Annotated in this window: 17 protein-coding genes; 1 reads left to right on the forward strand and 16 read right to left on the reverse strand. The window is 46.8% G+C overall.

Annotation, left to right across the window (positions count from 1 at the left end; all coding sequences use genetic code 11):
- Positions 1–67: 67 nt before the first annotated feature.
- The 16 genes from AC1RNB_RS06330 to AC1RNB_RS06405 form a co-directional block, all read right to left on the reverse strand.
- Complete coding sequence (locus AC1RNB_RS06330) at positions 68–1,771, reverse strand: family 43 glycosylhydrolase (protein WP_493081681.1); 1,704 nt, start codon at positions 1,769–1,771, stop codon at positions 68–70.
- Positions 1,772–1,919: 148 nt separating this feature from the next.
- Positions 1,920–4,346: a penicillin acylase family protein gene (locus AC1RNB_RS06335; RefSeq protein ID WP_493081683.1), complete on the reverse strand. Its 2,427-nt coding sequence runs from the start codon at positions 4,344–4,346 to the stop codon at positions 1,920–1,922.
- Between the two features lie 355 nt (positions 4,347–4,701).
- The gene (gene thrC / locus AC1RNB_RS06340) at positions 4,702–6,000 is read right to left on the reverse strand and encodes a threonine synthase (protein ID WP_493081685.1); all 1,299 of its coding nucleotides are present in this window, start codon (positions 5,998–6,000) and stop codon (positions 4,702–4,704) included.
- Positions 6,001–6,029: 29 nt separating this feature from the next.
- On the reverse strand, positions 6,030–7,004 hold the full coding sequence (locus AC1RNB_RS06345; protein ID WP_493081687.1) for a homoserine kinase: 975 nt from the start codon (positions 7,002–7,004) through the stop codon (positions 6,030–6,032).
- Between the two features lie 73 nt (positions 7,005–7,077).
- Entirely contained in the window at positions 7,078–9,522 is a 2,445-nt protein-coding gene (thrA, locus tag AC1RNB_RS06350) for a bifunctional aspartate kinase/homoserine dehydrogenase I (RefSeq protein ID WP_493081688.1), read from the reverse strand.
- Positions 9,523–9,758: 236 nt separating this feature from the next.
- Entirely contained in the window at positions 9,759–11,018 is a 1,260-nt protein-coding gene (gene ilvA / locus AC1RNB_RS06355; RefSeq protein WP_493081690.1) for a threonine ammonia-lyase, read from the reverse strand.
- 72 nt (positions 11,019–11,090) lie between these two features.
- Positions 11,091–12,146 (reverse strand): ketol-acid reductoisomerase, encoded by a 1,056-nt coding sequence (ilvC, locus tag AC1RNB_RS06360; protein WP_493081691.1) that lies wholly within the window; start codon positions 12,144–12,146, stop codon positions 11,091–11,093.
- Between the two features lie 178 nt (positions 12,147–12,324).
- Positions 12,325–12,915 (reverse strand): acetolactate synthase small subunit, encoded by a 591-nt coding sequence (gene ilvN / locus AC1RNB_RS06365; protein WP_493081693.1) that lies wholly within the window; start codon positions 12,913–12,915, stop codon positions 12,325–12,327.
- A gap of 55 nt (positions 12,916–12,970) precedes the next feature.
- Positions 12,971–14,728 (reverse strand): biosynthetic-type acetolactate synthase large subunit, encoded by a 1,758-nt coding sequence (gene ilvB / locus AC1RNB_RS06370; protein WP_493081695.1) that lies wholly within the window; start codon positions 14,726–14,728, stop codon positions 12,971–12,973.
- A gap of 45 nt (positions 14,729–14,773) precedes the next feature.
- On the reverse strand, positions 14,774–16,459 hold the full coding sequence (gene ilvD / locus AC1RNB_RS06375; protein WP_493081696.1) for a dihydroxy-acid dehydratase: 1,686 nt from the start codon (positions 16,457–16,459) through the stop codon (positions 14,774–14,776).
- 149 nt (positions 16,460–16,608) lie between these two features.
- Positions 16,609–17,520, reverse strand: a complete 912-nt coding sequence (gene ilvE, locus AC1RNB_RS06380) for a branched-chain-amino-acid transaminase (protein WP_493081698.1) — start codon at positions 17,518–17,520, stop codon at positions 16,609–16,611.
- Positions 17,521–17,841: 321 nt separating this feature from the next.
- Complete coding sequence (leuB, locus tag AC1RNB_RS06385; protein WP_493081700.1) at positions 17,842–18,957, reverse strand: 3-isopropylmalate dehydrogenase; 1,116 nt, start codon at positions 18,955–18,957, stop codon at positions 17,842–17,844.
- 21 nt (positions 18,958–18,978) lie between these two features.
- Positions 18,979–20,430, reverse strand: coding sequence for an ATP-binding cassette domain-containing protein (locus AC1RNB_RS06390; RefSeq protein ID WP_493081702.1), 1,452 nt, complete (start codon positions 20,428–20,430; stop codon positions 18,979–18,981).
- 4 nt (positions 20,431–20,434) lie between these two features.
- A complete protein-coding gene (gene leuD / locus AC1RNB_RS06395) occupies positions 20,435–21,022 on the reverse strand; it encodes a 3-isopropylmalate dehydratase small subunit (protein ID WP_493081704.1) in 588 nt (195 codons plus the stop codon).
- Between the two features lie 39 nt (positions 21,023–21,061).
- A complete protein-coding gene (gene leuC / locus AC1RNB_RS06400; RefSeq protein WP_493081706.1) occupies positions 21,062–22,462 on the reverse strand; it encodes a 3-isopropylmalate dehydratase large subunit in 1,401 nt (466 codons plus the stop codon).
- 69 nt (positions 22,463–22,531) lie between these two features.
- On the reverse strand, positions 22,532–23,698 hold the full coding sequence (locus AC1RNB_RS06405) for a 2-isopropylmalate synthase (protein ID WP_493081708.1): 1,167 nt from the start codon (positions 23,696–23,698) through the stop codon (positions 22,532–22,534).
- A 214-nt stretch (positions 23,699–23,912) separates the two neighbouring features.
- On the opposite strand from AC1RNB_RS06405, the gene AC1RNB_RS06410 reads away from it, so the two are divergent.
- Positions 23,913–25,469 (forward strand): hypothetical protein, encoded by a 1,557-nt coding sequence (locus AC1RNB_RS06410; protein ID WP_493081710.1) that lies wholly within the window; start codon positions 23,913–23,915, stop codon positions 25,467–25,469.
- The last annotated feature ends 34 nt before the right edge of the window (positions 25,470–25,503 follow it).

Genomic DNA, 25,503 nt, shown 5'->3' on the forward strand with positions numbered 1-25,503 from the left:
TCTGCGGTTGGCCTTAATTCCGTCCAACCGCAGAGAACGAGAGAGCGGGGAGTTTACGCGGAGAAAATTACTCCGCTTTTACAACCGCCGTTCTTTTACCCAACCCGTTTTCATTAAAGGGTTCTATCTGAAAATAATACGGCTCGTTCTTTTCCATGGCAGAAAAATAATATTCGTTTGTGCCGTATACCATGATGCTGGTGTATAGCTTATCCGGTGCAGTGCCCGTATAAATGGTATAACCGGTAGCCGTTGGATTCACTTCCCATTTCAGCCAGCTATTGCGCCGTTCGTTCTCGCCACGCAGTACTACAAAATGTTTTACTTCATCCGGCACAGCACCTTTTCCTTTACCAAATACCCGAAAGCCGCTGATAGCAAATTTGCCGGTGGGCATATGTATGTTTTCGAGTTTGAGATAACGGGTTTGAATGGGCATAGAAAGTTCCACATACTCGTGAGGCACATCCGTTTTGTTATTGCTCTTATCTACCAGCAGTTTCCAGTGTACGCCATCTACAGAACTATATAATTTATACTGGTGATAGGTGTTCGCGTATTTCCCCATCAGCGTCACATCCTGATCGGCATAATTGATCTGAACGGCGTGTACGGTAGATACCGCACCCAGATCGGTCTGGATCCATTCGCCTTTGTTGGCGCTGGCGGCACTCCAATAGGTTTTGATGTCTTCATCCACCGCCAGATTGGGTGAGAAGGCACCGAGGGTTGAAGAAACTTTTACCGGCTTCTGGTAGTTCAGCAACATCCACCCCGTAAACTGCGAACCACTATGATCCGCTTTGGCCGAAGGCAGGTAATGCGGATAATCGCCAAAAGCGGTATTGGCAGAAAGAATACCGTCCTTATCAAACTGTGCGGGCCAGATACCGATCCTTCTTTCAAAATTATTCTTGGTACCAATTACGATGGTAGATACATGCCACCACTGGTCATACAGATCCTGGTAAGTGGCCCCATGCCCCGCCCCCCTGGCAAAACCACCGGGTTTGTACGAAAAGGGATTGTGTGACTGATACGTGAATGGCCCCATGGGTTTATCAGAAACATATACGCCATCCCCATACCCGCTGAATTCGGTACCGGGGGCGCCGTACTGCAGGTAATATTTACCCCTGTGTTTGTTTACCCAGGCACCTTCCATAAAGGGTTTGAGAAAAGTATTATCGTTATGCTCGCCAAAACGCTCCCAACCATGCACATCATCATGCAAACGGATCAGTTCTTTTTTCTCGCCAATGGGTTGTAAGGTTTTGCGATCTATTTCCTGTCCGTAAATAGGATAAAAATTACTCGAGCCCCAATACAGGTACACCCGTTTATCATCATCCACAAAAAAGCCCGGATCCCAGGCACCGGCCTGGAATGAATCTACTGCTTCTTTCCATTCATCTTTCTGCGGGTTGGTACTCATCCATAACGGAAATGTTTTTTCATGGGTAGAGCCGATCACCAGTAAAGTATCGCCCAGCACCAGCGTAGCGGGAGCACACAGCTCGTCATATACTTTATGCCAGGGTTTGAGAAATTTGCGCGGTACAAAATTCCATTTCAGCATGTCAGCACTCCACCAGTAACCCCATTGGTTGGTGGAGAAGAGGTAATAGTTGCCCTTGAACAGCGTGATCACAGGGTCGGCTGTGGCGCGGTGTTTACCCTGCTCGGTAAAATTGGGGATAGGACAATAACCGTAATCGATATTGATGGGATTACAGTAGGTTTTCTGTTGTGCGTTTGCTGCGGTGTTCATGAGCAAGAGTACTGCAGCAAAAAAAGTGTCACGTAATTTCATAGTGGGCGAAATGATCTCTGCGAAACCTCCCCGCTCTCTCGTTCTCTGCGGTTGGTGAAAGTTCCATCCAACCGCAGAGAACAGGAGAAGCAGAGGTTTCGCAGAGTTATTTAATAGGTGTTAAACTGGTTTTAGTAGTGGTTACTTTTTGGATCTTATCTTTTGAATAGTACGCCGGAAAATACTGGTCATTGGCCCAGAGCGGGAAGAGGTTGCGATAATAATCACTGTTCGGATCGCCCGACTGGCCGGGGGTATTGATCATGACCGCCCGATCCCAATCGCCCGTATCCACAATCAGGCGGAAGCTGGCACCGGCTAACTGGTTATCCAATCCGCCATTGGCGCCTGGTGTATGTCCGTTACCGCCGCGGGGCAATGGACCCAGGTTCAGTTTCTTCTTCCAGGTTTCGTTCACTGCCGTGCTTAAGGGATGAGTAATGAGTACGTGTTTGTTTTTGGGTTGTCCATACTGCCACTGTTCCATAGCGCTGCCCAGTTTTTTGGTCAATTCATTTACCGTAGTAACAAATGCTTCTTTCAGAAAAGCATTTCTTCCGGCAATGGCATCGGTACCAAACTTACTATCCGGCTGTTGTAACCAGCCGATCAGTTTGCTGAGCTGGATATTGATCAGACCTTTGATAGGATCAGGTACAAACCGTTTGTTGGCCAGCAACATCAATTGCCGCTCCCACATACCATAGATCGCGGCGGGAATACTGTTTTTATCGAGTACAGAATTCCAGCCTGTTAATCTGGCTGCAGCCTGTTGAACAGCTGCTTCTTCAAAAGAAAAATCTTTGATCATCGGCACCAATGTTCTTGCCGGTAACGAGAGATAATCGGTTTGCAGTGACTGCATTTTTTCTATCGTCATTTTATCATCTGCTGCCAGTACTTCATTTACGCGGTTGCCACGAAAAGGATCGGCCCAGGTATAACCCACTGCATTCCAGTGTTTGTAATCATTAGGCGTTACGTTCTGGTTGGCCGTGGCAAAAAATCCTTTGGCCGGATTGAGTAAGTGCGGTCTTTCTTTAATGGGCAGAAAACCATCCCATTCATAGCGCCCATCGCCGGGTACGGGAACCAGTCCACTATGCGTTTTGCGCACAGGTACAATACCCACCGCCTGCCAGCCTATATTGCCTTTTCGATCGGCCCAGATCATATTCTCACCGGGTATATGACTGTAGGCACAGGCTTCCCGAAACTCTTCCCAGGTTTTGGCCTGGTCTATTCGCAGCGAAGCCAGATAAGGTGCCCCGCCGGGTTCCAGCCAGGCACAACGCACGGCGTAGGCTTTGTGGTTAACAGAATCGATATAGGTAACCGGTCCATGCACCGTATAACGCAAAGTAACATTGGCCGCTACCGCATTTTTAACAGCAATGGTTTCACTGATCGATTTCATCTGTACCCATTGATCTTTGTAACGGTACTGGCTAAGATCATTGGGATTGAGATCATACACATAGAGGTCTTCTCCATCGGTTTCATAAATAGTTAATCCCCACGCACCCTGTTCATTGTGGCCGATAGATACGCCCGGTATCACCGGTTCGCCGCCACCGATCACGTTCCATCCCGGTGCCACCAGATGCACCATATACCGAAGGGAGGGTACTGCAATCTTACGATGCGGATCATTGGCCAGCATGGCATGACCACTGGCTGTTCTGCTGCCACTCACGATCCAGTTATTACTTCCTTCCAACCCATGTTCTACCGGTTCTTCGCCAACAAAAGGTTTGGGTTGATTCAGTTGCTGCAGAACAGCCTGTGGGTCTCCTGCTGTTTTGGAAATATCTCCGGCTTCAAATAGGATGTCTTTGCGGTAAGCGGTATAGAGCTCCAGAATATTCTGCGAGAGCAGTTCCGGTTTGATGACCGCATCCATTGTCAGCACAGGCTCTTGGGGATGATACCAGGCCAGTTCTTTCACTTTGGCTTCGCCCACTTTAGCTACTGCCCTGGCAATATTCAGTTCTTCGGTGATATTACCCAACAGGCCTTGATGGCGGGAGACCACTACTTCGGGTGTCCATTTGCCGGGTTGTATATTCAGCAAACGAAATTCTACCGGTAACATTTCCGGCTGTTTCAATACCTCGTCTATATACGCATTCACCCCGGCAGTATAGGCTTTGATAATGGCTTCGCCCTGCGGATGATAATGATTCAGTTCTTTTTTCACATCGCCACGGTATTGAAACAAACGAGTACCGATATCGCGTTTCAATTCGCGCGGTCCAAGAATTTCTGCCACGGTACCCGTTGCCTGCCTGCGCCAGATCTCGAACTGGAATAAGCGATCCTTAGCGGCACAATAGCCCTGTGCAAAAAAAAGATCATGCTGGTTAGCGGCATAAATATGATTCACGCCCCACTGGTCGCGGAGTACTTCTACCGGTGCCTGCAATCCTTTTACAGCTAATTTGGTCGAAGATTGTGCATCGGCTTGAAAAGGAATACATAACAACAAAAGGGCCACTAACCGAGCCAAAGGAGGGGCAGGCATTCGATACATATCAGCTGTTTGGTTGAAACAGTAAGATAGTAAATATATCTGCAAGAAGGAGCTTTGAATAGTACATACACCGGGTTAAAACCCGGCTATGAAATCAAAGAGAATAGGGTGTCCACGCCCTGAAGGGCGTAGCAATTAGAAAATATTGCGCCGACCTTCCAGCGTGCAATAAAATTATTTGATGATAGACGCTGAATTTCTACAAGCGATGCAGAAATGAAAAAATAGGGTAGTTAGACACTAAGCCAATCAAATATTGCCACGCCCTTCAGGGCGTGGATAAGAAGATCATTTGATTATTGGCTCCGGGACTTTAGTCCCGCGTGTTAGTTATAGCAGAAAACAGAACCTCCATTTAAGCATGCAGCAACCACTCTTTCAGCTCTGTAAAAGAAGCTTTCATGGGTACACTCTTTTTCTCCAGTGCGAATAAATGCTGTGCAGCGGCCGGCACTTCCAGTTGCTTCCCTATCATGGCTTCTACCGTATCGGGAAATTTAACCGGGTGTGCTGTTTCTAAAATAAACCCTTGCTGTTCCGGATGCCGGGAAAGATAATCTGCCAGTGCATAATATGCAACGGCCCCATGCGGATCCAGGATATATCCTTCCTGCTGGTATACATCTGCGATGGTTTGCCGGGTAAGTTCATCGGTAACCGTATATCCCGAAATCTTTTCTTTGATCGTTTCGTACTGGCTGCCGAACAGTTCCATCACCCGGATAAAATTACTCGGACTACCCACATCCATCGCATTGGAAATGGTAGGCACAGCTGTTTTGGAGGCATAGTTTCCGGTGCGCAGGTATTCTGGCACCGCATCGTTCACATTACAGGCAGCTATAAAATGTTGCACCGGCAAACCGCTTACATGTGCCAGTAAACCGGCACAGATATTTCCGAAATTACCACTGGGCACAGCGATCACCGGAGGATGGGCTTTGTCGGGCCATTGCTGCCAGGCAAAGAAATAATACAACTGCTGCGGCAACCAGCGCGCCACGTTGATGGAATTGGCCGAAGTAAGTTGCAGTGCTTTGTTCAGATCAGCATCCATAAACGCATCTTTTACCATGGCCTGACAATCATCAAAACTGCCGGATACTTCGAGGGCCTTGATATTTTGTCCGCAGGTAGTAAGCTGCAGCTCCTGCACCGGGCTCACTTTACCCGAAGGATACAGAATCACCACTTCCACACCTTCCACACCCAAAAACCCATTGGCTACGGCACCCCCCGTATCGCCTGAAGTAGCTACGAGCACGGTTACTTTTCCTTTTTGCTGTTGAGAGAAATAACCGAGGCAACGACTCATAAACCGCGCACCCACATCCTTAAAAGCGAGGGTAGGTCCATGAAACAATTCCAGCGAAGAGATCTGTTCATTGATTTTCACCAGCGGAAAATCGAACCCGATGGTTTCTGACACAATGCGGAACAGACTTTTTTCATCAATCGTATCACCCACATAGGGCTGCATCACCAGCATGGCCAGTTCTTCTTTGGTATAGTCGTTACTATTCCTGATCACCAGTGGATCTATTGTTGGAATTGTTGCAGGAAAATACAAACCTTTATCCGGCGCCTGTCCTTTGATAGTGGCTTCGCGGAAACTGACATGAGGGGCTTGTTTGTTTAAACTATAGTAGTGCATGGTGAATGGTCAATGGTGAATAGTTAATGTTACTTGTTTACAAAACGTACACCGGTATCATTGATCGTGGTTACATAAGTATGGTGATCGAGCGACAATTTTTCGTAAACGGTATGCATCTGTTGTTCTACGGCTTTGGCAGTGGCTTCATTTTTACTCAGCATAAAAATAGACGGCCCCGAACCGGAAATCCCTCCCCCTAATGCACCGGCTTCTTTACTGAGTTGTTTGATCTGATCAAAACCCGGGATCAGGATACTTCTTACCGGCTCTATCAATACATCTTCCAGCGATCGGCCAATGAGTGCATAATCTTTTTGCAACAGCCCCGCCACCAGTCCGGCAATATTACCCCATTGGCGGATGGCATCTTTCAGCAACACCTGTTGTTTCAGGATACTTCTGGCATCTGCTGTTCTTACTTCAATTTGCGGGTGTACAATGGTTACATATAATTCCGGTGCGGTCAATGGCACAATATCCAGCGGAAAAATGGAACGGATCAGGGTAACACCACCATAAATACAGGGAGCAATATTATCGGCATGTTTCACGCCCGATGCTACTTTCTCTCCATTCATGGCAAAGCGAACCAGGTCTTGCTTGCTGAACCGGTCGTTCAGTAAACGGTTGGCCGCCACCACCGCCCCCGCCGAACTGGCCGCACTGGAACCCACACCACTGCCGGGTTTGATATGTTTACAGATACTCAGCTCAAAACCTATGGGTTCCGGGATCTCTTCCAGCATAGCCAGCAAAGCCGCACCCGCCACATTCAGTTCGGGCTCCGTGGGTAAGTTGTAGGCATCCAGGTTAATGATGGTAACCCCCGGCTTGTCTGTAAACCGGATATGCATTTCATCATACGGTTCCTTCACCGCAAACCCCAGTACATCAAACCCACAGACCATATTGGCCACCGTTGCTGGTGCATGCACCGAAACCACTGCATCTATCCCCATCATGGGAGCGTATAAAAAATTGGTATTAAAAAGTAGTTTCATAATGATTGTTTTCTCCAACCCTCCCTGCCCAGCAGGTAGGGTCGACCAGCGAAGCGAAGTCGGGGTGGGTTGATTATCGCGCCACACGTATAATATCCGCAAACACACCACTCGCTGTTACATCGGCCCCTGCCCCCGCTCCCTTGATCACCAATGGCTGTTCCGGATATCGGTTGGTATAAAACAATACCAGGTTATCTTTTCCATAGAGATGATAAAAATCGGATTCAGCAGGAATATGCTGCAGTCCAACCGAGGCTTTCCCATTCTCATAGGTAGCCACAAATTTCAGCTTGCAGTTTTTGGCTGCTGCTGCTTTGTAAATGGACTGAAAATGCGTTTCCTGTTTTTCCATTTCGGCATAAAAATCAGCCACGCTTCCTTCAAAGCAGGAGGCAGGTAAAAAATATTCGTTGCTGATATCATCCATTTCCAGTTGCTGTCCTGCTTCGCGTGCGAGAATCATGATCTTACGCATCACATCTGTTCCGCCCAGGTCGAGCCTTGGATCGGGTTCGGTATACCCTTCACCCTGCGCCTGTTTAACCACCGAAGCAAAAGACTTTGTGGCATCGTAGTTATTAAACACAAAATTGAGTGTGCCTGATAATACGGCCTGGATCTTATTTACTGTATCGCCACTTCGCAGCAGGTCATTCAATGTTCCGATCACAGGTAATCCTGCCCCTACATTGGTCTCGAACAGGAAAGAAGTATTGAACTCGCGCGACAGCGATTTTAATTTTTTATAAGAAGCATAAGAGGAAGAAGCGGCTATTTTATTACAGGCCACTACCGATATGCTTTTCTCCAACAGTGCGGCATATACTCCCGCCACTTCTGCATTGGCCGTAACATCTACAAACACACTGTTCCGGAGATTTTTGCTGCAGATTTGTTGTACAAAATCATGAATGGTACCATTGGGTGCCTGCTGCAGGTCTTCCTTCCAGCTGTCCAATGCCAGCCCATCTTCATTGATCAGGATGCGTTTGCTATTGGCCAGGCCTGTGATCTGGATCTGCAAACGAAGGGTATCCTGCAGGTATTTGAACTGCTTTTGAATCTGACCAATCAGTTTGCCACCCACATTACCCGTACCGGCAATAAACACATTCAATTGTTTATACGTGGTTTCAAAAAATTCTTCGTGTAAAACGTTGATGGCTTTTTTAACATCTTTGGATGATAATACAGCCGAGATATTTTTCTCAGAAGAACCCTGTGCAATGGCCCTTACATTGATCCCGTTCCTGCCCAATGCCCCGAACATTTTACCACTTACACCCGGATGACTCTTCATCTGCTCTCCCACCAGTGCTACAATTGACAAGCCTGTTTCTACTTTCAGCGGATCTACTTTACCGGATTGAATTTCGTGATCAAAGCTTTGGTCAATCACCCGCTTGGCTTTTTCTGTATCCGCTTCATTGATGCCCACACAGATAGAATGTTCAGAAGAACTTTGTGTGATGAGGATCACATTCACTTTCTCCTGTGCCAATGCTTCGAACAGACGTTTGGAGAAACCGGGGATACCCACCATACCACTTCCTTCCAGACTTAAGAGACTGATGCGGTTAATACTGGAGATACCGCGGATAAAACTATCGGTAGTAACAGCAGATTCATTTTCGATCAGTGTTCCGAAATCATCAGGTGCGAAAGTATTTTTCACCCAAACCGGGATATGTTTTTTCATTACCGGCTGTATGGTAGGCGGGTAAATAATTTTGGCCCCGAAATGCGACAGCTCCATGGCTTCCTGGTAAGAGATCCGCTGGATCGGTTTGGCATTCTGTACCAGTCTGGGATCGGCTGTCATCATACCGCTCACATCGGTCCAGATCTCCAGCGCACTGGCATGGGTTGCTGCCGCATATATAGCGCCGGTATAATCGGATCCGCCTCTACCCAGGGTGGTGGTATTGCCATTCGCATCGCTGGAGATGAATCCCGGCGCCACATATAACTGGTGCTTATGTGCCTGCAGGTAGTCCTGAATATGTTTTTCCGTATGCACAAAATCAACGACCGCATTGCCATGGTTAGAATTGGTGGTGATCAGCTTTCGCGAATCCAGCCAGTGCTGGTCAATGCTCATCGATTGAAACCTTGCCGAGATCATCATCGATGATAACAGTTCGCCATAACTCACAATGCGGTCTTTGGTACGCGCCGACAATTCGCCCAGCAGAAATACGCCATCGCAGATGCCTTCCAGTTCATTAAACTGTTGTTTTACCAGGCTTAGGGTAGCACTCTGCTGCTGAATGGGCAGTAAAGTACGAACCGTTTCAAGGTGTCGGTTCTCCATTTCTTTCAGTACCGTTTTATATTCTTCACTGGCTTTCGAAGCCAGTTCTCCTGTATGTAACAAACTATCTGTAATACCCCCCAGTGCCGATACCACCAGGATAAGCGGCTCTTTTTCAATTGACTTTTGTACAATGTCAACTACCTTATTCATGTTTTCTGCACTGGCTACCGAACTACCACCGAATTTTAATACCTGCATATATGGAAACTTATCTTGTGAAAATTATTTGATGTAAACTGTGCGCTATTCCCTTTTCAGGAGAACAGCTATAAAAGCCCGGAGATGATATGATAATGTATAACCCCTTACAGGGTTGTAATGGTAATAATAGCAGTAATGAACAGCATAGCTGTTGCAACAGGGTAAGTAATATGTAACTGCTTTTGTGGCATAGATTTCTATAACATGTTGAAGATACAGAAAAATTTTTTTTATCATACTAAGTAACCGAACAAATTATCGTTCTGCTTCAGTTCCGTGTAATTAATATGAAACCGGTTCATGTTCTGCAACAATACCTCATAATCCGTTTTCGATCTCAGTTCTATCCCTACCAGTGCCGGACCGGTTTCTTTGTTATGCTTCTGCATGTATTCGAACCGGGTAATATCATCATCCGGACCCAATACATGGTTCACGAACTCTTTCAGTGCCCCCGGCCGCTGGGCAAAACGGATCAGGAAATAATGTTTCAGCCCTTCATACTGCAGGGATCTTTCCTTGATCTCCTGCATCCGGTCAATATCGTTGTTACTGCCGCTTACCACGCAAACCACTGTTTTCCCTTTGATCACTTCCGCATAATCATCCAATGCCGCTATCGATAAAGCCCCGGCGGGTTCTACCACAATGGCGTCTTCATTGTATAACTGCAGAATGGTAGAACACACTTTTCCCTCGGGCACCAGGTGCATATCATCCAGTACATCTTTACAGATACTGAACGTAACATCTCCCACTCTTTTTACTGCGGCCCCGTCTACAAAACGCTCAATATTATCCAACGTAACCGGATGACCGGCCCGCATCGCTTCATACATAGAAGGTGCTCCTTCGGGTTCCAGCCCTATCACTTTTGTTTTGGGTGAAAAGGTTTTGAAATAAGCACCCACGCCCGCACTCAGGCCGCCGCCACCAACCGGTACAAACAGGTAGTCAATATCAGACCGGTCTTCCATGATCTCCATGCCTACCGTTGCCTGTCCTTCAATGATCCGGACATCGTCAAATGGCGGGATAAAAGTCATGCCGTTCGCTACCGTATACTCTTTGGCGGCAGCAGCACAATCATCAAATGTATCGCCTGTCAGCCTTACTTCAATAAATCCTTCTCCAAACATTTTGGTCTGGTGCACTTTCTGGTTGGGGGTAATAATAGGCATAAATACCACCCCTTTCACGTTCAGTTTTTTACAGCTGTACGCAAAACCCTGTGCATGGTTACCCGCACTGGCACATACCACTCCCTTCTGCAATTGCTCCTGTGGTAAACTGCTCATCATATTATACGCACCACGCAGTTTGTAAGAACGCACCACCTGCAGATCCTCTCTTTTCAGAAAAACATCACACTGGTACTTACGCGATAAGTTGTGATTATACGTAAGCGGTGTGCGGTTCACAATTTTCTGCAAACGTTTTTTCGCGCCTTCAAAATCGAGTGTGGGTGTATCAGTGCTTGATCGCGTATCCATAACTTATATTTTTCACCCCTCCAACCTCCCCTTCTCTGCCTGCAGAGAAGGGGCCGGGGGATGAGTCAGTTTTTATTTGGCTGGTTGGTTCTCCGGACGTAAACTTCTCACCGTCCTTCCCGCCTGCCATATTTCACTATCGTGTAATTCTTTCAGTTCTGCATCCAGTTTTTCGCGGTAATCCGCTTTACTGTTGCTTTCGATGGATTTGGCCGCTTCTTTACCGCTTGCTACACTCTCGTATAATTCAGTGAACACAGGTAAAGTGGCATCGCGGAATTTTTTCCACCAATCCAGCGCACCACGCTGTGCAGTGGTAGAACAGTTGGCATACATCCAATCCATACCATTCTCTGCCACCAACGGCATCAGCGACTGGGTTAATTCTTCTACAGTTTCATTAAACGCTTCTGATGGTGTATGTCCCTTAGAACGTAATACCTGGTACTGCGCCGCAAAGATTCCCTGGATCGCACCCATCAGCGTACCACGCTCGCCGGTAAGATCGCTATATACCTCTTTTTTGAAATTGGTTTCGAACAGGTAACCCGAACCGATAGCAATACCCAATGCCACCACCCTGTCAAAAGCACGGCCGGTAGCATCCTGGAAAATAGCATAACTGCTGTTCAGTCCACGGCCCTGCAGAAACATTCTGCGAAGAGATGTTCCGGAACCCTTGGGTGCCACTAAAAACACATCCACATCTGCCGGCGGAATGATGCCGGTTTGGTCGTTATACGTAACCCCAAAGCCATGAGAGAAATACAAAGCTTTACCGGGTGTTAAATGTTTTTTCACGGTAGGCCACATGGCAATCTGTGCCGCATCACTCAATAAATAACAGATGATGGTTCCTTTTTCAAGGGCTTCTTCAATTTCGAATAAGGTTTGTCCGGGCACAAATCCGTCCTTCACTGCTTTGTCCCAGCTTTTTGAATTCTTACGCTGACCCACAATCACATTGATCCCGTTTTCTTTCTGGTTCAATGCCTGCCCGGGCCCCTGTACACCATAACCGATCACGGCTACTACTTCATCTTTTAATACTTCCTGCGCTTTTGCCAAAGGAAACTCATCGCGTGTCACTACATTTTCTTCTACCCCACCAAAATTTAATTTTGCCATTTTGTAAAGTTTAACGGTTAATTGGTTTTGTTTTATTGGTTTGTTTGCTTTTACAGTTTGTTCTTCCCTCATCTTCGTTGTGTCACTCACTTGTACTTCCGGTTCGCTATTGCTCAGTGAGTGGTCAGTTGTCAGTAGTGAGTATATATTATCTTTGCCGCCCCTCACTACTCACTACTCACATCGTAAACACTTCATCCTGTTTATCCAGAAACTCATTCTCTACCAGTTCCTCCCCCGGTTCGGCCTGTTCAAATTCTTTCAGTTTTTCATGAAAACCCTTGCTCTCTTTGATAATGGCCACCCGGGCACTGCGTACAAATTCAATGAGTCCGTAGGGTGCCAGCACTTCTACCAGTTTATCGGTTTCCTCGCGGTGACCACTGGTTTCAAAAATGGTATAATCTTTCCTGATCACAACGGCTCTGGCACCATGTTCGCGAAGCAATCTTTCTACTTTTACTTTTTCGGCGATCTCATCCGTAGGTACTTTATACAAAGCCAGCTCCTGCCAAACAATTTCATCATTGTTGTTATAGTAAGCTTTCAGTACTTCTACCTGCTTCTCTATCTGGCGCGCCAGTTTACGTACCACATCTTCGGTTTCGTTGATCACGATCGTAAAACGGTGAATACCTTCCGCTTCGGATGGAGAAGTGTTCAGGCTCTCAATATTGATCTTCCTGCGCGAAAACATGGTGGCAATACGAACCAGTAAGCCAATATGGTTCTCAGTATATACGGTAATGGTAAATTCCTGTTTTGTCATGTTTACCCCCTAAGCCCCTCTACGGGGAATTGGTTATACAATTCGGTTAATAGTATTATTTTAATCGCACTTCACTCACACTGCAACCCTGCGGCACCATCGGAAACACATTGTTCTCTTTACCTACCATCACTTCCAGCAGATAAGATCCTTCGTGTTCCAGCATGGTTTGCAAAGCCGCTTTCAGGTTGGCACGATCGGTTACTTTATTTCCTTCAATGCCATAGCCCTTGGCTACCATCACAAAATCCGGACTGGCTATATCCACGAATGAATAACGCCTGTCGTTAAACAGCTGCTGCCATTGACGAACCATACCCAGAAACTCATTGTTAAGGATCAGGATCTTCACCGCTACTCCTGTTTGCATAATGGTTCCCAGTTCCTGGATGGTCATTTGCATACCACCATCACCAATGATAGCTACCACGGTTCTTTCCGGCGCGCCAAATTTGGCACCAATGGCTGCGGGTAAACCAAAACCCATTGTACCTAAACCGCCGGAAGTGATATTGCTTTTACTCTGGTTAAATTTAGCATAGCGGCAGGCCACCATCTGGTGCTGGCCCACATCGGTTACGATAATGGCATTACCGCCGGTAAGGTCATTCAGGTTTCGCATCACTTCACCCATCGTCATTTTTTGGGTAGTGGGATGTAATTCTTCAAAAATCACTTCCTTATTTTCCTCCGCATCGCAGGCGCGGAATTTCTCCACCCACGTTGGATACACTTTGGTTTCTACCAGTTTGGTTAACAGGGGCAGGGTTTCTTTACAATCGCCCCAAACACCTACCGCCGCTTTTACATTTTTGTCAATTTCTGATGGATCAATATCCAGGTGTATCACTTTGGCCTGTTTGGCATATTTATCGAGCCTTCCGGTAACGCGATCGTCAAATCGCATACCCACGGCTATCAATACATCACATTCATTGGTCATTACATTCGGACCATAATTGCCGTGCATACCCAGCATACCTACATTCAGCGGATGATCCGTTGGCAGCGCACTCAATCCTAAAATGGTCCAGGCGGCGGGGATGCCGGCTTTTTCAATAAAGGCTTTGAATTCTTTTTCCGCTTTTCCCAGTATCACTCCCTGGCCAAAGATCACAAAGGGTTTCTCTGCCGCGTTGATCAACGCTGCCGCTTCCTCTATGTATTCCTTCCGTACAATCGGTTTGGGCCGGTAACTGCGCACATGGTTACAAGGGGTATACCCTTCGTAACTGAATTTCTGCATCTGTGCATTTTTGGTAATGTCGATCAGCACCGGACCGGGCCTGCCGCTGCGGGCGATGTAAAAAGCTTTCGCCAGTACAGCAGGAATTTCAGTGGCATCGGTTACCTGGTAATTCCATTTGGTAACCGGTGTGGTAATATTGATCACATCTGTTTCCTGAAAAGCATCGGTACCCAGCAAATGCGCAAACACCTGGCCGGTAACGGCTACAATGGGGGTGCTGTCGATCATGGCATCTGCAAGACCCGTAACCAGGTTAGTGGCTCCCGGACCACTGGTAGCAAACACTACACCTACCCTGCCCGAAGCGCGGGCATATCCCTGTGCCGCATGAATACCTCCCTGCTCGTGGCGAACAAGGATATGTTTCAGTTTATCGTTATAGTCGTACAGCGCATCATAGATGGGCATAATGGCGCCACCAGGATAACCAAAAATAGTATCCACCCCTTCTATCAAACAGGCTTCCAATACCGCCTGTGAACCGGTAAGCTCACTGCCTTTATCTGAACAGATCACTTTGGGTGCGGGGTTAGTGGTTGTTTTTATTTCTTCAATTGTACTCATACAATCTTTTTTTCTTTGGTAATTCCCCTTTGGGGGAGATGAAGTTCAGGCCTCGTCTGTAACACAGCCTTCCGAAGCATCTTTCACCTGTTGTGCATATTTGAACAGGATTCCTTTCGTTGCTTTCAGTGCAGGCTGCTTCCAGCTGACTCGGCGCTTCGCAATCTCTTCCTCACTCACTTTCAAAGTCATTTTTTTAGTGGCCACATTCAGTTCAATGATATCATTGTCCTGCACCAGACCAATCAGTCCGCCTTTAAATGCTTCAGGTGTTACATGTCCTACTACAAAACCATGGGTACCGCCACTGAATCTTCCATCCGTGATCAGCGCAACGCTTTTACCCAGACCCGCACCAATGATAGCCGAAGTAGGTTTCAGCATTTCCGGCATACCAGGTGCACCTTTCGGGCCCACATATCGGATCACCACCACATCACCATGTTGAATACGACCGCTGTTGATGCCGTTGATCAGTTCATGCTCACCATCAAATACCCGCGCCGGACCTTCAAACAACTCACCTTCTTTTCCGCTGATCTTGGCCACGCTTCCCCCTTCGGCCAGGTTGCCGTATAATATCTGCAGATGTCCGGTTGCTTTTACCGGATGTTCAATAGGCAGAATAATTTTCTGCTGCTCAAAATCCAGATCAGGCACGCTGGCTACATTTTCAGCTACTGTTTTGCCGGTTACAGTTAAACAATCGCCGTGTAACAATCCTTTCTGCAATAAATATTTCATCACAGCCGGCACACCGCCATACTGGTGCAAATCCTGCATCAGGTATTTACCACTGGGTTTAAAATCTGCCAGCACAGGCACCCTGTCGCTGATAGCCTGGAAATCATCCTGTGTCAATGCTACATCCACACTTTTGGCCATGGCCAGTAAATGCAATACGGCATTGGTGCTTCCACCCATCACCATCACCATGGTAATCGCATTTTCAAATGCCTTCCGTGTCATGATATCTTTGGGCTTGATATCTTTTTCCAGCAATAACTTAATGGCTTTGCCTGCGTCTAAACACTCTTTCTGTTTCTCATCACTCAAGGCAGGGTTGGAAGAGGAATATGGTAAACTCATTCCCAATGCTTCAATGGCCGATGCCATGGTATTGGCTGTGTACATACCACCACAGGCACCTGCACCCGGACAGGCATGTTTGACAATGCCTTTAAAATCGGCTTCTTCCAGGTTACCAGCCAGTTTTTGTCCGAGCGCTTCAAATGCAGAAACGATATTCAGATCCTGCCCCTTGTAATGCCCCGGTGCTATGGTTCCGCCATACACCATGATAGCCGGACGGTTTAACCTGCCCATAGCGATGATGGAGCCCGGCATATTTTTATCACAGCCCGGCAAGGCAATCACCCCATCGTAATATTGTGCACCGCAAACAGCTTCTATAGAATCAGCAATAATATCACGGCTCACCAGTGAGTAACGCATACCATCGGTTCCATTACTCATGCCATCACTCACACCTATGGTATTAAAGATCAATCCTACCAGATCGTTTTCCCATACGCCTTTTTTCACCAGCTGTGCCAGGTCGTTCAGGTGCATGTTACAGGTGTTACCATCGTAACCCATACTTACCACGCCCACCTGCGCTTTTTGCAGGTCTTCGTCTGTTAAGCCAATACCATATAACATAGCCTGTGCAGCGGGCTGCGTTACGTCCTGCGTTAATGTCTTACTGTACTTATTGATTTCGTTTGCCATGATGTCAACGGTCTGCTTGTTTTGTTTCCTTTCGGATGAAAGGTTTTATTTTCTTATGTTTTACTTCTAACGAAAAAGGGTGTGTGAGTGGTCAGTAGTGAGTAGGCTGTAATTGCTTGCTCGCGCCCCTACTCACTACTGACTACTCACTACTCCACTCCCAACACTTCATTTATCAGGACTCCTTTCTTTTCTACAACCAGTTCTTTATACGCATCCTGGATCTGTTTGCTTACGGTATTTTCCCACGCCATTGTAAAGGGTTGATCGTCCAGTGAATGCATGCCGATCACTTCGGCTGCGGTGCCACAGAAAAAAGCGGCATCTGCCCCATACATATCTTCCTTGGTGAAGAGTTTTTCTTCTACCGGTATATGCAGCTCTTCACAGATCTCGAGTACCGTTGCCCTGGTAATACCGGGCAGGATATTACCCAGTGCCGTGGTATATAAACGGCCTTCTTTTTCAAAAAACACATTGGCGCCCGGACCTTCTGCCACATTGCCGTTCATATCACTCAGCAGGGCTTCATCAAAACCATTTGCCTTGGCTTCCTGGCTGGCGAGGATGGAATTCACATAATGACCCGCTGCTTTCGCATGAATTTTAAACCCTTTCGGATTGGGGCGCTGGAAAGAAGAACTCATCACTCGTAACAGTTTATCTCCCAGGAACGGCGCCATTTCCCACACTTCTATCACAATAAAAGATTCCGTATTCAGGTTAAAACTCATATTGGCCGGCGCATATACCACCGGACGTATGTAGGCATCCTGCAGGTTATTTTTGGCCAGCAACTCATAGGTTGCTGCAATCAGCTCACTTGCCGACCAGGTATAGGGCATATTCAATGCTGCTGCCGAATGCTTCAAACGCTCATAATGGGCTTCTGCTTTGAATATTTTGGTTTCACCGGTTACGGTACGATAAGAACGGATCCCTTCAAAAACAGAATAGCCATAATGAAACGATTGGCTGTAAAAATCCATTTTCGCCTCCGACGCTTTTACAAAGCTGCCATTGAGGTAGAGTACCGTGTTCTCGTTGTAATAATTGGCCATACATCTTGTTTTAGCTTTCAACTTTTGGAAAGTTTAGAACTTTCCAAAAGTTTCTGGGTAATAAAAAGCCCCGCCTTTTTGGAGGCGGGGCTTATATGCTTAGTATCTTTTATACTGTATAAACTCATCCTCCATGCAGTGCAGGAATAATAATGACGATCACAATCGCAATGACTGTAATAACCGTATTCACATTATTTGTTCTGCCTCTTAACATGGATGATGTATTAAATCAAAAGTACTCCCACCATCGCAAAAAACAAAGAACTCTTTCATTTATTTTCAAAACACCCGTTTATTTTTCACAAACGTGTGTTAGTGTCAGATGATCGTAGACTGATTCAAACTCGCATTGTTGCTGCGTCTGCCGCTGTCTCTGTGGCGCTCTATATGATCTACGATCAGGTCGCCGATAGCAGTAGTGGTATAATTATTCACCGGGTCTATATCTTTCGAAACAAAACCATGCGATAAGGTCCAGGCCACCGCTTCGCGCACGGCATGTGCTTCCGCTTCCATGCCGAAATGATCCAGCATCATAGCAGCTGATAGCACAGAACCCAGTGGGTTGGCAATATCTTTTCCGGCAGCCTGCGGGTAAGAACCGTGGATCGGCTCAAACAAAGCCGATTGATTACCTACTGAGGCAGAAGGCAACAATCCCAGTGAACCACTTAACACACTGGCTTCATCGCTGATGATATCACCAAACATATTTTCAGTTAATACCACATCAAACTGCGCGGGATTCAGGATGATCTGCATGGCTGCATTATCCACGAACATATAATCTACCGCCACATCGGCATACTGCACAGCGATCTCCTGGATCACTCTACGCCAGAGACGGGAGGTTTCCAGCACATTGGCCTTATCTACCAGCGTTAATTTCTTTTTTCTTTTCTGTGCATACTGAAAAGCCAGGTGCGCTACCCTTTCTATTTCGGGTTTGGTATATACACAATCATCCGAAGCACGGGTCTGGTCTTCGCTCAATTCCTTCTTACCGAAATAAATACCACCGGTCAGCTCGCGGAAGATCACAAAATCGATCCCCTTCAGTTGTTTCGCTTTCAGCGGAGACAAATGCTGCAGTGCATGATAGGTAGTAATGGGTCGGATATTGGCAAACAGCTGCAACTCTTTACGCAGCTTCAGCAATCCCTGTTCGGGCCTCACTTTGGCGGTAGGGTCATTGTCATATTTGGGATGACCGATAGCACCGAATAAGATCGCATCGCTGGCGAGGCAGGTAGCAATGGTTTCATCCGGTAACGGATTTCCCGTTTTGTCGATCGCATCTGCACCCATGATGCCATAACTGTAATGAAACTGGTGCCCATAGCGATGCGCAATGGCATTCAGTACTTTGATGGATTGCTGCGTCACTTCCGGACCAATGCCATCTCCTAATATTACCGCAATCTTCTTTTCCATATCAGATAGTATTTCTTCGTTTTATGCTGCCACCTTTCCCTGCTCCAGTTGTAAGCAACGGGTAACACAGGAAGGGATTTCTGTTGTATAGTGACTAACGTATATCAATGTTTTCTGCATCTCTACACAGATCGTATTCACCAATGCGATAAAACGTGCCGTGGTTTCACTATCCAGTCCCTGGCAGGGCTCATCCAGTATCAGCATGGGAGGATTCTTGACCAGTGCCCTGGCCAGTAACACCAGTCGCTGCTGGCCATTGGATAACTGCCTGAAATATTGCTGACTGATAGCAGTCAAATCCAGCACTGCGATCCACTGCTCAACAATGGAACGCTGCTGCTGCGATAATTGCCTGAATAAACCGATCGTATCAAACAAACCCGAAGCCACTACTTCAAGAGCAGTAGCGGCCGAATCAAAATAATGATGTAATTCAGGAGACACATACCCGATTTGCTGTTTGATATCCCAGATACTTTCCCCACTGCCTTTGCGCCGGTCAAATAGATAGATCTCATTGGCAAAAGCCTGCGGGTTATCGCCATTCACCAGACTGAGCAAAGTTGATTTACCGGAACCATTATGACCCGATACACTCCAGCACTCTCCTTTCTTCACTTCCCAGTTGATATGACTGAGGATGGTTCGGTTATTATATACCACACTCGTATTTATCATACGGACGGCCACTGAAAAATCAGGATACGTGTATGCCGGCGGAATGGTTTTGCAGGAAGCGATGAATCTATCACTTACCGCATCATTGTATTTGGGCACAATGGGTTGGGCAGCATACTCTACACGGCTGATCATATTACCCAGTTTACCTTGCGCCAGTACCGCCACATGGGTAACAGAAGCTGGTATATCAGCATCTGCTGTTACCAGTATATAATGAATGCCACGGGTTGCCAGTGTATCCAGCAGCTCATTCAGCAGGGCCCTGGCAGCGATATCGAGGCCCGTGTAAGGGCTGTCGAGCAAAAGCCATTCGGCATTTAGCAAAACAGCCTGTGCCAGCTGAAACCGTTTGTGTTCCCCGTTGGATAACTGGATCAAACGGGTATCGGCAATATGAGAGATCTGCAATAACGCAAGTGTTTCTGCCAGCAGGCTTTCATCGTTTGTGATCTCCGATAATACTTCAGTTACTGTTGGTGCATCTTCTGCATCATTGGAATTAAACCGCTGCTGGTAATAAAAAGAATTGAGGTTGGATAAATTCTTAAACTGATGTTGTTGTGCAATCACCGCCATCCTTGGCCTGCAATCGTTATGAAAAATAATTTCTCCGCGGGAAAAAAACTGTCCAGCCAATGCTTTGATCAAACTGGTTTTGCCAGAGCCGGACGCACCAATCACTGCCAGCCGCTGGCCTGCTGTCAGGCTGAAAGACAGATCCTGCAACACAGGCCGACCTGACAGCTGTACTGTAAGGCCTGTTACCTGCAAAAGAGGAGATGCTGTCATAAAATTAAGATGTCAATTGCGCTTCAAAAGCTTCTATCTGTGCTTTATTGCTGATCAGGTAATCAATATCATCATAGCCGTTTAAGAGGCATGTTTTTTTATAGGTGTTGATGTCAAACACTTCCTGTGCACCCGTAGCATCAATGGTGATGGTCTGGGCAGCCACATCGATACTGATGGTAGCTTCGTTGCCCAATGAAAACAGTTCTGCCAGAAAAGCATCGCTCACTTTCACCGGTAATACGCCATTGTTCAATGCGTTATTCTTGAAGATATCGGCAAAAAAACTGGATACCACTGCTTTAAAACCATGATCCTGCAGGGCCCATGCAGCATGTTCCCTTGAAGAGCCACATCCGAAATTTTTACCCGCTACCAGTATCTCGCCACTGTACTGTGGCTGGTTCAGTACAAAATCGGATTTGGGTTTGCTCTCGTCATTATCCATATAACGCCAGTCGCGAAACAGGTTCTTGCCAAACCCATCGCGGGTAGTGGCTTTTAAAAAACGTGCCGGAATGATCTGGTCGGTATCCACGTTTTCCATGGGAAGCGGAACAAAACGACTATGTATTTTCTGTAAGGGTTTCATGATATCTACTTAATGCTGAACGCACAACGTTTTTCTCTTTTAAATTAATTCTCTTACATCTGTTACTACCCCTGTAATGGCAGCAGCGGCAGCGGTTAACGGACTGGCCAGCAGGGTTCTGGCGCCTGCGCCCTGTCTGCCTTCAAAATTCCGGTTACTCGTACTGATGCAGTATTCGCCCGGGGGAATCTTGTCTTCATTCATTCCCAAACAGGCACTGCAGCCCGCCTGGCGTATTTCAAAGCCGGCTTCTTTAAAGATCTGATCCAGGCCCTCTGCCTGCACCTGCCTCGCTACCTGCTGCGAACCCGGCACGATCATCACCTGCACCTGTTCGTTTTTCTTTCTTCCCTTTACCAATGCCGCTACCAACCGTAAATCTTCAATACGCGAGTTGGTACAGCTGCCAATGAATACATGCTGAACCGGCATACCCAGTAACGGTTTACCGGATTCCAGTCCCATGTATTTCAAAGCTTTGATAATATTATTTCTTTCTCCTTCATCCGGTATCGTATCTGTAACAGGAATAGTTCCGTTAATGGCGATGCCCAGTCCGGGGTTAGTACCATACGTGATCATCGGTTGAATCTCTGATGCATTGATATTGATTTCTGCATCAAATACAGCATCTGCATCGCTGTACAATTCTTTCCACTGCGCTACTTTTTTATCCCATTGTGCAACACCAGGTGCAAACTGGCGGCCTTTGATATAGTTGAAAGTAGTTTCATCCGGTGCAATCATGCCGCCACGGGCGCCCATTTCAATACTCATATTACAGATGGTCATCCTTGCTTCCATGGATAAGGCACGGATAGCAGAGCCGGCATATTCTACAAAATAGCCGGTAGCCCCACTCGCTGTGATCTTCGCAATGACATAGAGGATGATATCTTTGGATACCACACCCGGATGCAGCTCTCCCTCAATATTGATGCGCATCAGTTTGGGTTTTGTCTGCAGCAGGCACTGCGAGGCAAATACCATTTCCACTTCGCTGGTGCCGATGCCAAAGGCAATGGTACCGAAGGCTCCATGCGTTGAGGTATGACTATCACCACACACAATGGTCATGCCGGGCTGGGTAATTCCCAACTCGGGCCCTATCACATGCACAATGCCCTGGAAAGGATGCCCGAGGCCATACAGTTCAACATGATGTTTCTTACAATTCTCGATGAGTTGCTGTACCTGTAAACGCGAGAGTTCGTCTTTGATAGGTAAATGCTGGTTCTGCGTAGGTACATTGTGATCGGCTGTAGCTACTACCTGTTGCGGACGGAATACGGTAAGGCCTCTTTTTTCAATTCCGTTAAATGCCTGTGGACTCGTTACTTCGTGTATAAAGTGTTTGTCGATATACAATACAGAAGGGCCATCTTCTATTTTCTGTACTACGTGTTTGTCCCAGATCTTATCAAATAATGTCTTTGCCATACAAATTTAAATTAAGCGTGGTGTAGAAACACCACGCTCTCAAACTAAAACTATACTGATGAGAAAATCCTAAGCGATAGCCGGCTCCGCTTTATAAGCTTTGGCCAGCTGGTGCAGGTCCTCTTCCTCAACTTCTTTTTTCCTGTCTGCTACCTGCAGGAATGATTCATAGAGAACATCTATATCGTTACGTGTAAACTCATAACCGATCTTCTGGAAGCGGTGTGCCAGTGCACTGCGTCCGCTCCGGGCAGTTAATACAATCTTACTGCCTTCTGCTCCCACTTCTTCGGGATTAATGATCTCGTAAGTAAGCGAATCCTTCAAAAAGCCATCCTGGTGAATGCCGGATGAATGCGAAAATGCATTGGCACCCACAATGGCTTTGTTCACCTGCACAGGTACCCGCATGGTATCAGCCACTTCGCGGCTGAGCGGGTTCAGCATCCGGGTATTGATATTCGTATATAAACCCAGGTGTTTGTGTTGTTTCAGTACCATCACCACTTCTTCCAGTGAGGTATTACCGGCCCTTTCGCCCAAACCGTTGATGGTACACTCGATCTGCCTTGCACCGGCTATCACACCCGCGATGGAATTGGCCGTGGCCAGTCCCAGATCGTTATGGCAATGGCATGACAGGATCGCTTTATCTATATTAGGTACATTGTTCCTGAGGAAAGCGATCTTCTCGCCGTATTGCTGTGGCAGGCAATAACCGGTGGTATCCGGGATATTGACTACGGTAGCACCGGCTCTGATCACGGCTTCTACCACACGGGCCAGGTATTCGTTATCGGTACGGCCGGCATCTTCGGCGTAAAACTCTACATCGTCTACAAAATTCTTCGCCCATTTTACCGACTGAACGGCACGGGCCAGGATCTCCTCACGGGTAGCATTGAATTTGGCCTTGATATGGTAATCAGATGTGCCGATTCCGGTATGTATACGCGGACGTTTCGCAAACTTCAGCGCCTCGGCTGCCACTTCAATATCTTTCTGCACCGCCCGGCTGAGTCCGCAGATAGTAGCGTTTTTCACTATTTTGGAGATCTCGGTCACCGATTCAAAATCGCCGGGGCTCGAAATGGGGAAACCTGCTTCAATAATATCCACCCCCAATGCTTCCAGGTGCAGGGCCAGGGTTAGTTTCTCTTTGGTATTGAGTTTACAACCGGGTACCTGCTCGCCATCGCGGAGGGTAGTATCGAATATGAAGACCTGCTGATCCATTAATATTTTTTAAGCTAATTTTCAGATGAAAAGGCAGGCTATTACTTTTGTTATCGATTGCCGTTAATAACAAAGCTCATAGCCTGCCATTTTCGAATGTACTTTGTGTAATACAGGAAACAAGACCAAAATTGACGGTATTTTACACTCTATAAACCCGGTAAAAAGCCATAAAACCCTTACCGGTACTGGATTTTAGTTAAAAACAAATACGATGCCTAACCGTTCCACCGATGCTTTATTTCAACTGATCCAATCACTGGAAAGATCAGAGAAGCGGAACTTTAAGCTCTATATGACCCGGAATTCGGGTTCCGGCGACCTGAAAGTGATCCAGCTATTTGATGCACTGGATAAAATGAAGCTGTACGATGAAGAACAGTTGTTAGTTAAAACCCCCTCGATCCAGAAACAGCAGTTATCGAACCTGAAAGCCCATCTCTACCGCGAGATCCTGGTGAGTCTGCGGCTGCTGAACCAGGAAGAGAATATTGACCTGATACTGCATGAACAACTCGATTTTGCCCGGCTATTATACAATAAAGGACTATACCTGCAAAGCCTGAAGATCCTGGACCGGATCAAGGACCTTGCCCGCAGCAATAACCAGGTAACTTACCAGCTGCAGGCATTGTTTTTGGAGAAAAAGATCGAATCGCTGCATATTACCCGCAGTATGCAGGACCGGGCAGAAAAACTGAGTTGTGAAGTAAATGAAGTGAACCAGCGCCTGGAACTGATCAGTGTATTGTCGAACCTGTCGCTGCAACTCTATAGCTGGTACATCAAAAACGGCCATGCCCGGAACGAGGAAGATACCGCGGCTGTAGATGCTTTTCTGAACGATCCGGCCATCCTTCGCGCCAAAGATGTAAAAGAATTTTACGAGCGCTTATACCTGTACCAGTGTTATTGCTGGCATGCATTCATTACCCAGAACTTTCTGGGATATTACCGGTATTGCCAGAAATGGGTAGACCTGTTCGAGGCCCGGCCACGGATGATTGAAATTGAAACAGCACATTATATCAAAGGCCTGCATAACCTGATGGGCGCCCATTTTGACCTGCGCAATTACCAGAAATTCAACGATACCCTCCAGCAGTTTGAGCAGTTCATGCAAACACCGGTGATACAGCAGAACCGCAATAACCTGATCCAGACCTTTATCTATCTCAATATTTCCAAGCTGAACAAACATTTTATGGAAGGCACTTTCAGCGAAGGGCTGGAACTGGTGCCGTATATTGAAGAGAAACTGGATGCCTTTGAATTGTATCTCGACCGTCACCGCGTGCTGGTATTCTATTATAAAATAGCTTCCCTTTACTTCGGTAGTGGCGATGCTGACAAAAGTATCGACTACCTGAACAAGATCATCAACTGGAAAGTGGATCTGCGAACAGACCTGCAATGTTATGCGAGGCTGCTGCACCTGATAGCCCATTATGAACTCGGTAATTTTGAACTGCTGGAATATCTCCTTAAATCGGTATACCGCTTCATGTACAAAATGCAGAACCTGAGTACAGTGGAAGAAGAGATCTTTGGTTTCCTGCGCAAATCCTTCCGCCTATCGCCCAAACAACTGAAGCCGCAGTTCGAAACCTTACTGGCTACTTTGAAACCCCTTGAAAAAAGCCGGCTCGAAAGTCGAGCCTTTATGTACCTCGATATTATTTCCTGGCTGGAGAGTAAGATCAATCATGTGCCGGTACAGACCATTATCCGGCAGAAATACCTCGAAGCGTTGAAAAGGGCAGAGGTATAGGTCTTTACGGCTTTTGTATATTGATAATTTTTCG

The organism is Sediminibacterium sp. GW821-FHT12F12 (genome assembly GCF_058806635.1).

Coding starts and splice junctions, on each gene's coding strand:
- AC1RNB_RS06410 (WP_493081710.1), top strand. CDS start 23,913: ATGCCTAACCGTTCCACCGATGCTTTATTTCAACTGATCCAATCACTG.
- ilvC (WP_493081691.1), bottom strand. CDS start 12,146: ATGGCAAAATTAAATTTTGGTGGGGTAGAAGAAAATGTAGTGACACGC.
- thrA (WP_493081688.1), bottom strand. CDS start 9,522: ATGCAGGTATTAAAATTCGGTGGTAGTTCGGTAGCCAGTGCAGAAAAC.
- ilvE (WP_493081698.1), bottom strand. CDS start 17,520: ATGGCCAATTATTACAACGAGAACACGGTACTCTACCTCAATGGCAGC.
- ilvB (WP_493081695.1), bottom strand. CDS start 14,728: ATGAGTACAATTGAAGAAATAAAAACAACCACTAACCCCGCACCCAAA.
- ilvN (WP_493081693.1), bottom strand. CDS start 12,915: ATGACAAAACAGGAATTTACCATTACCGTATATACTGAGAACCATATT.
- leuC (WP_493081706.1), bottom strand. CDS start 22,462: ATGGCAAAGACATTATTTGATAAGATCTGGGACAAACACGTAGTACAG.
- thrC (WP_493081685.1), bottom strand. CDS start 6,000: ATGCACTACTATAGTTTAAACAAACAAGCCCCTCATGTCAGTTTCCGC.
- ilvD (WP_493081696.1), bottom strand. CDS start 16,459: ATGGCAAACGAAATCAATAAGTACAGTAAGACATTAACGCAGGACGTA.
- AC1RNB_RS06390 (WP_493081702.1), bottom strand. CDS start 20,430: ATGACAGCATCTCCTCTTTTGCAGGTAACAGGCCTTACAGTACAGCTG.
- AC1RNB_RS06330 (WP_493081681.1), bottom strand. CDS start 1,771: ATGAACACCGCAGCAAACGCACAACAGAAAACCTACTGTAATCCCATC.
- leuD (WP_493081704.1), bottom strand. CDS start 21,022: ATGAAACCCTTACAGAAAATACATAGTCGTTTTGTTCCGCTTCCCATG.
- AC1RNB_RS06405 (WP_493081708.1), bottom strand. CDS start 23,698: ATGGATCAGCAGGTCTTCATATTCGATACTACCCTCCGCGATGGCGAG.
- ilvA (WP_493081690.1), bottom strand. CDS start 11,018: ATGGATACGCGATCAAGCACTGATACACCCACACTCGATTTTGAAGGC.
- AC1RNB_RS06345 (WP_493081687.1), bottom strand. CDS start 7,004: ATGAAACTACTTTTTAATACCAATTTTTTATACGCTCCCATGATGGGG.
- leuB (WP_493081700.1), bottom strand. CDS start 18,957: ATGGAAAAGAAGATTGCGGTAATATTAGGAGATGGCATTGGTCCGGAA.
- AC1RNB_RS06335 (WP_493081683.1), bottom strand. CDS start 4,346: ATGTATCGAATGCCTGCCCCTCCTTTGGCTCGGTTAGTGGCCCTTTTG.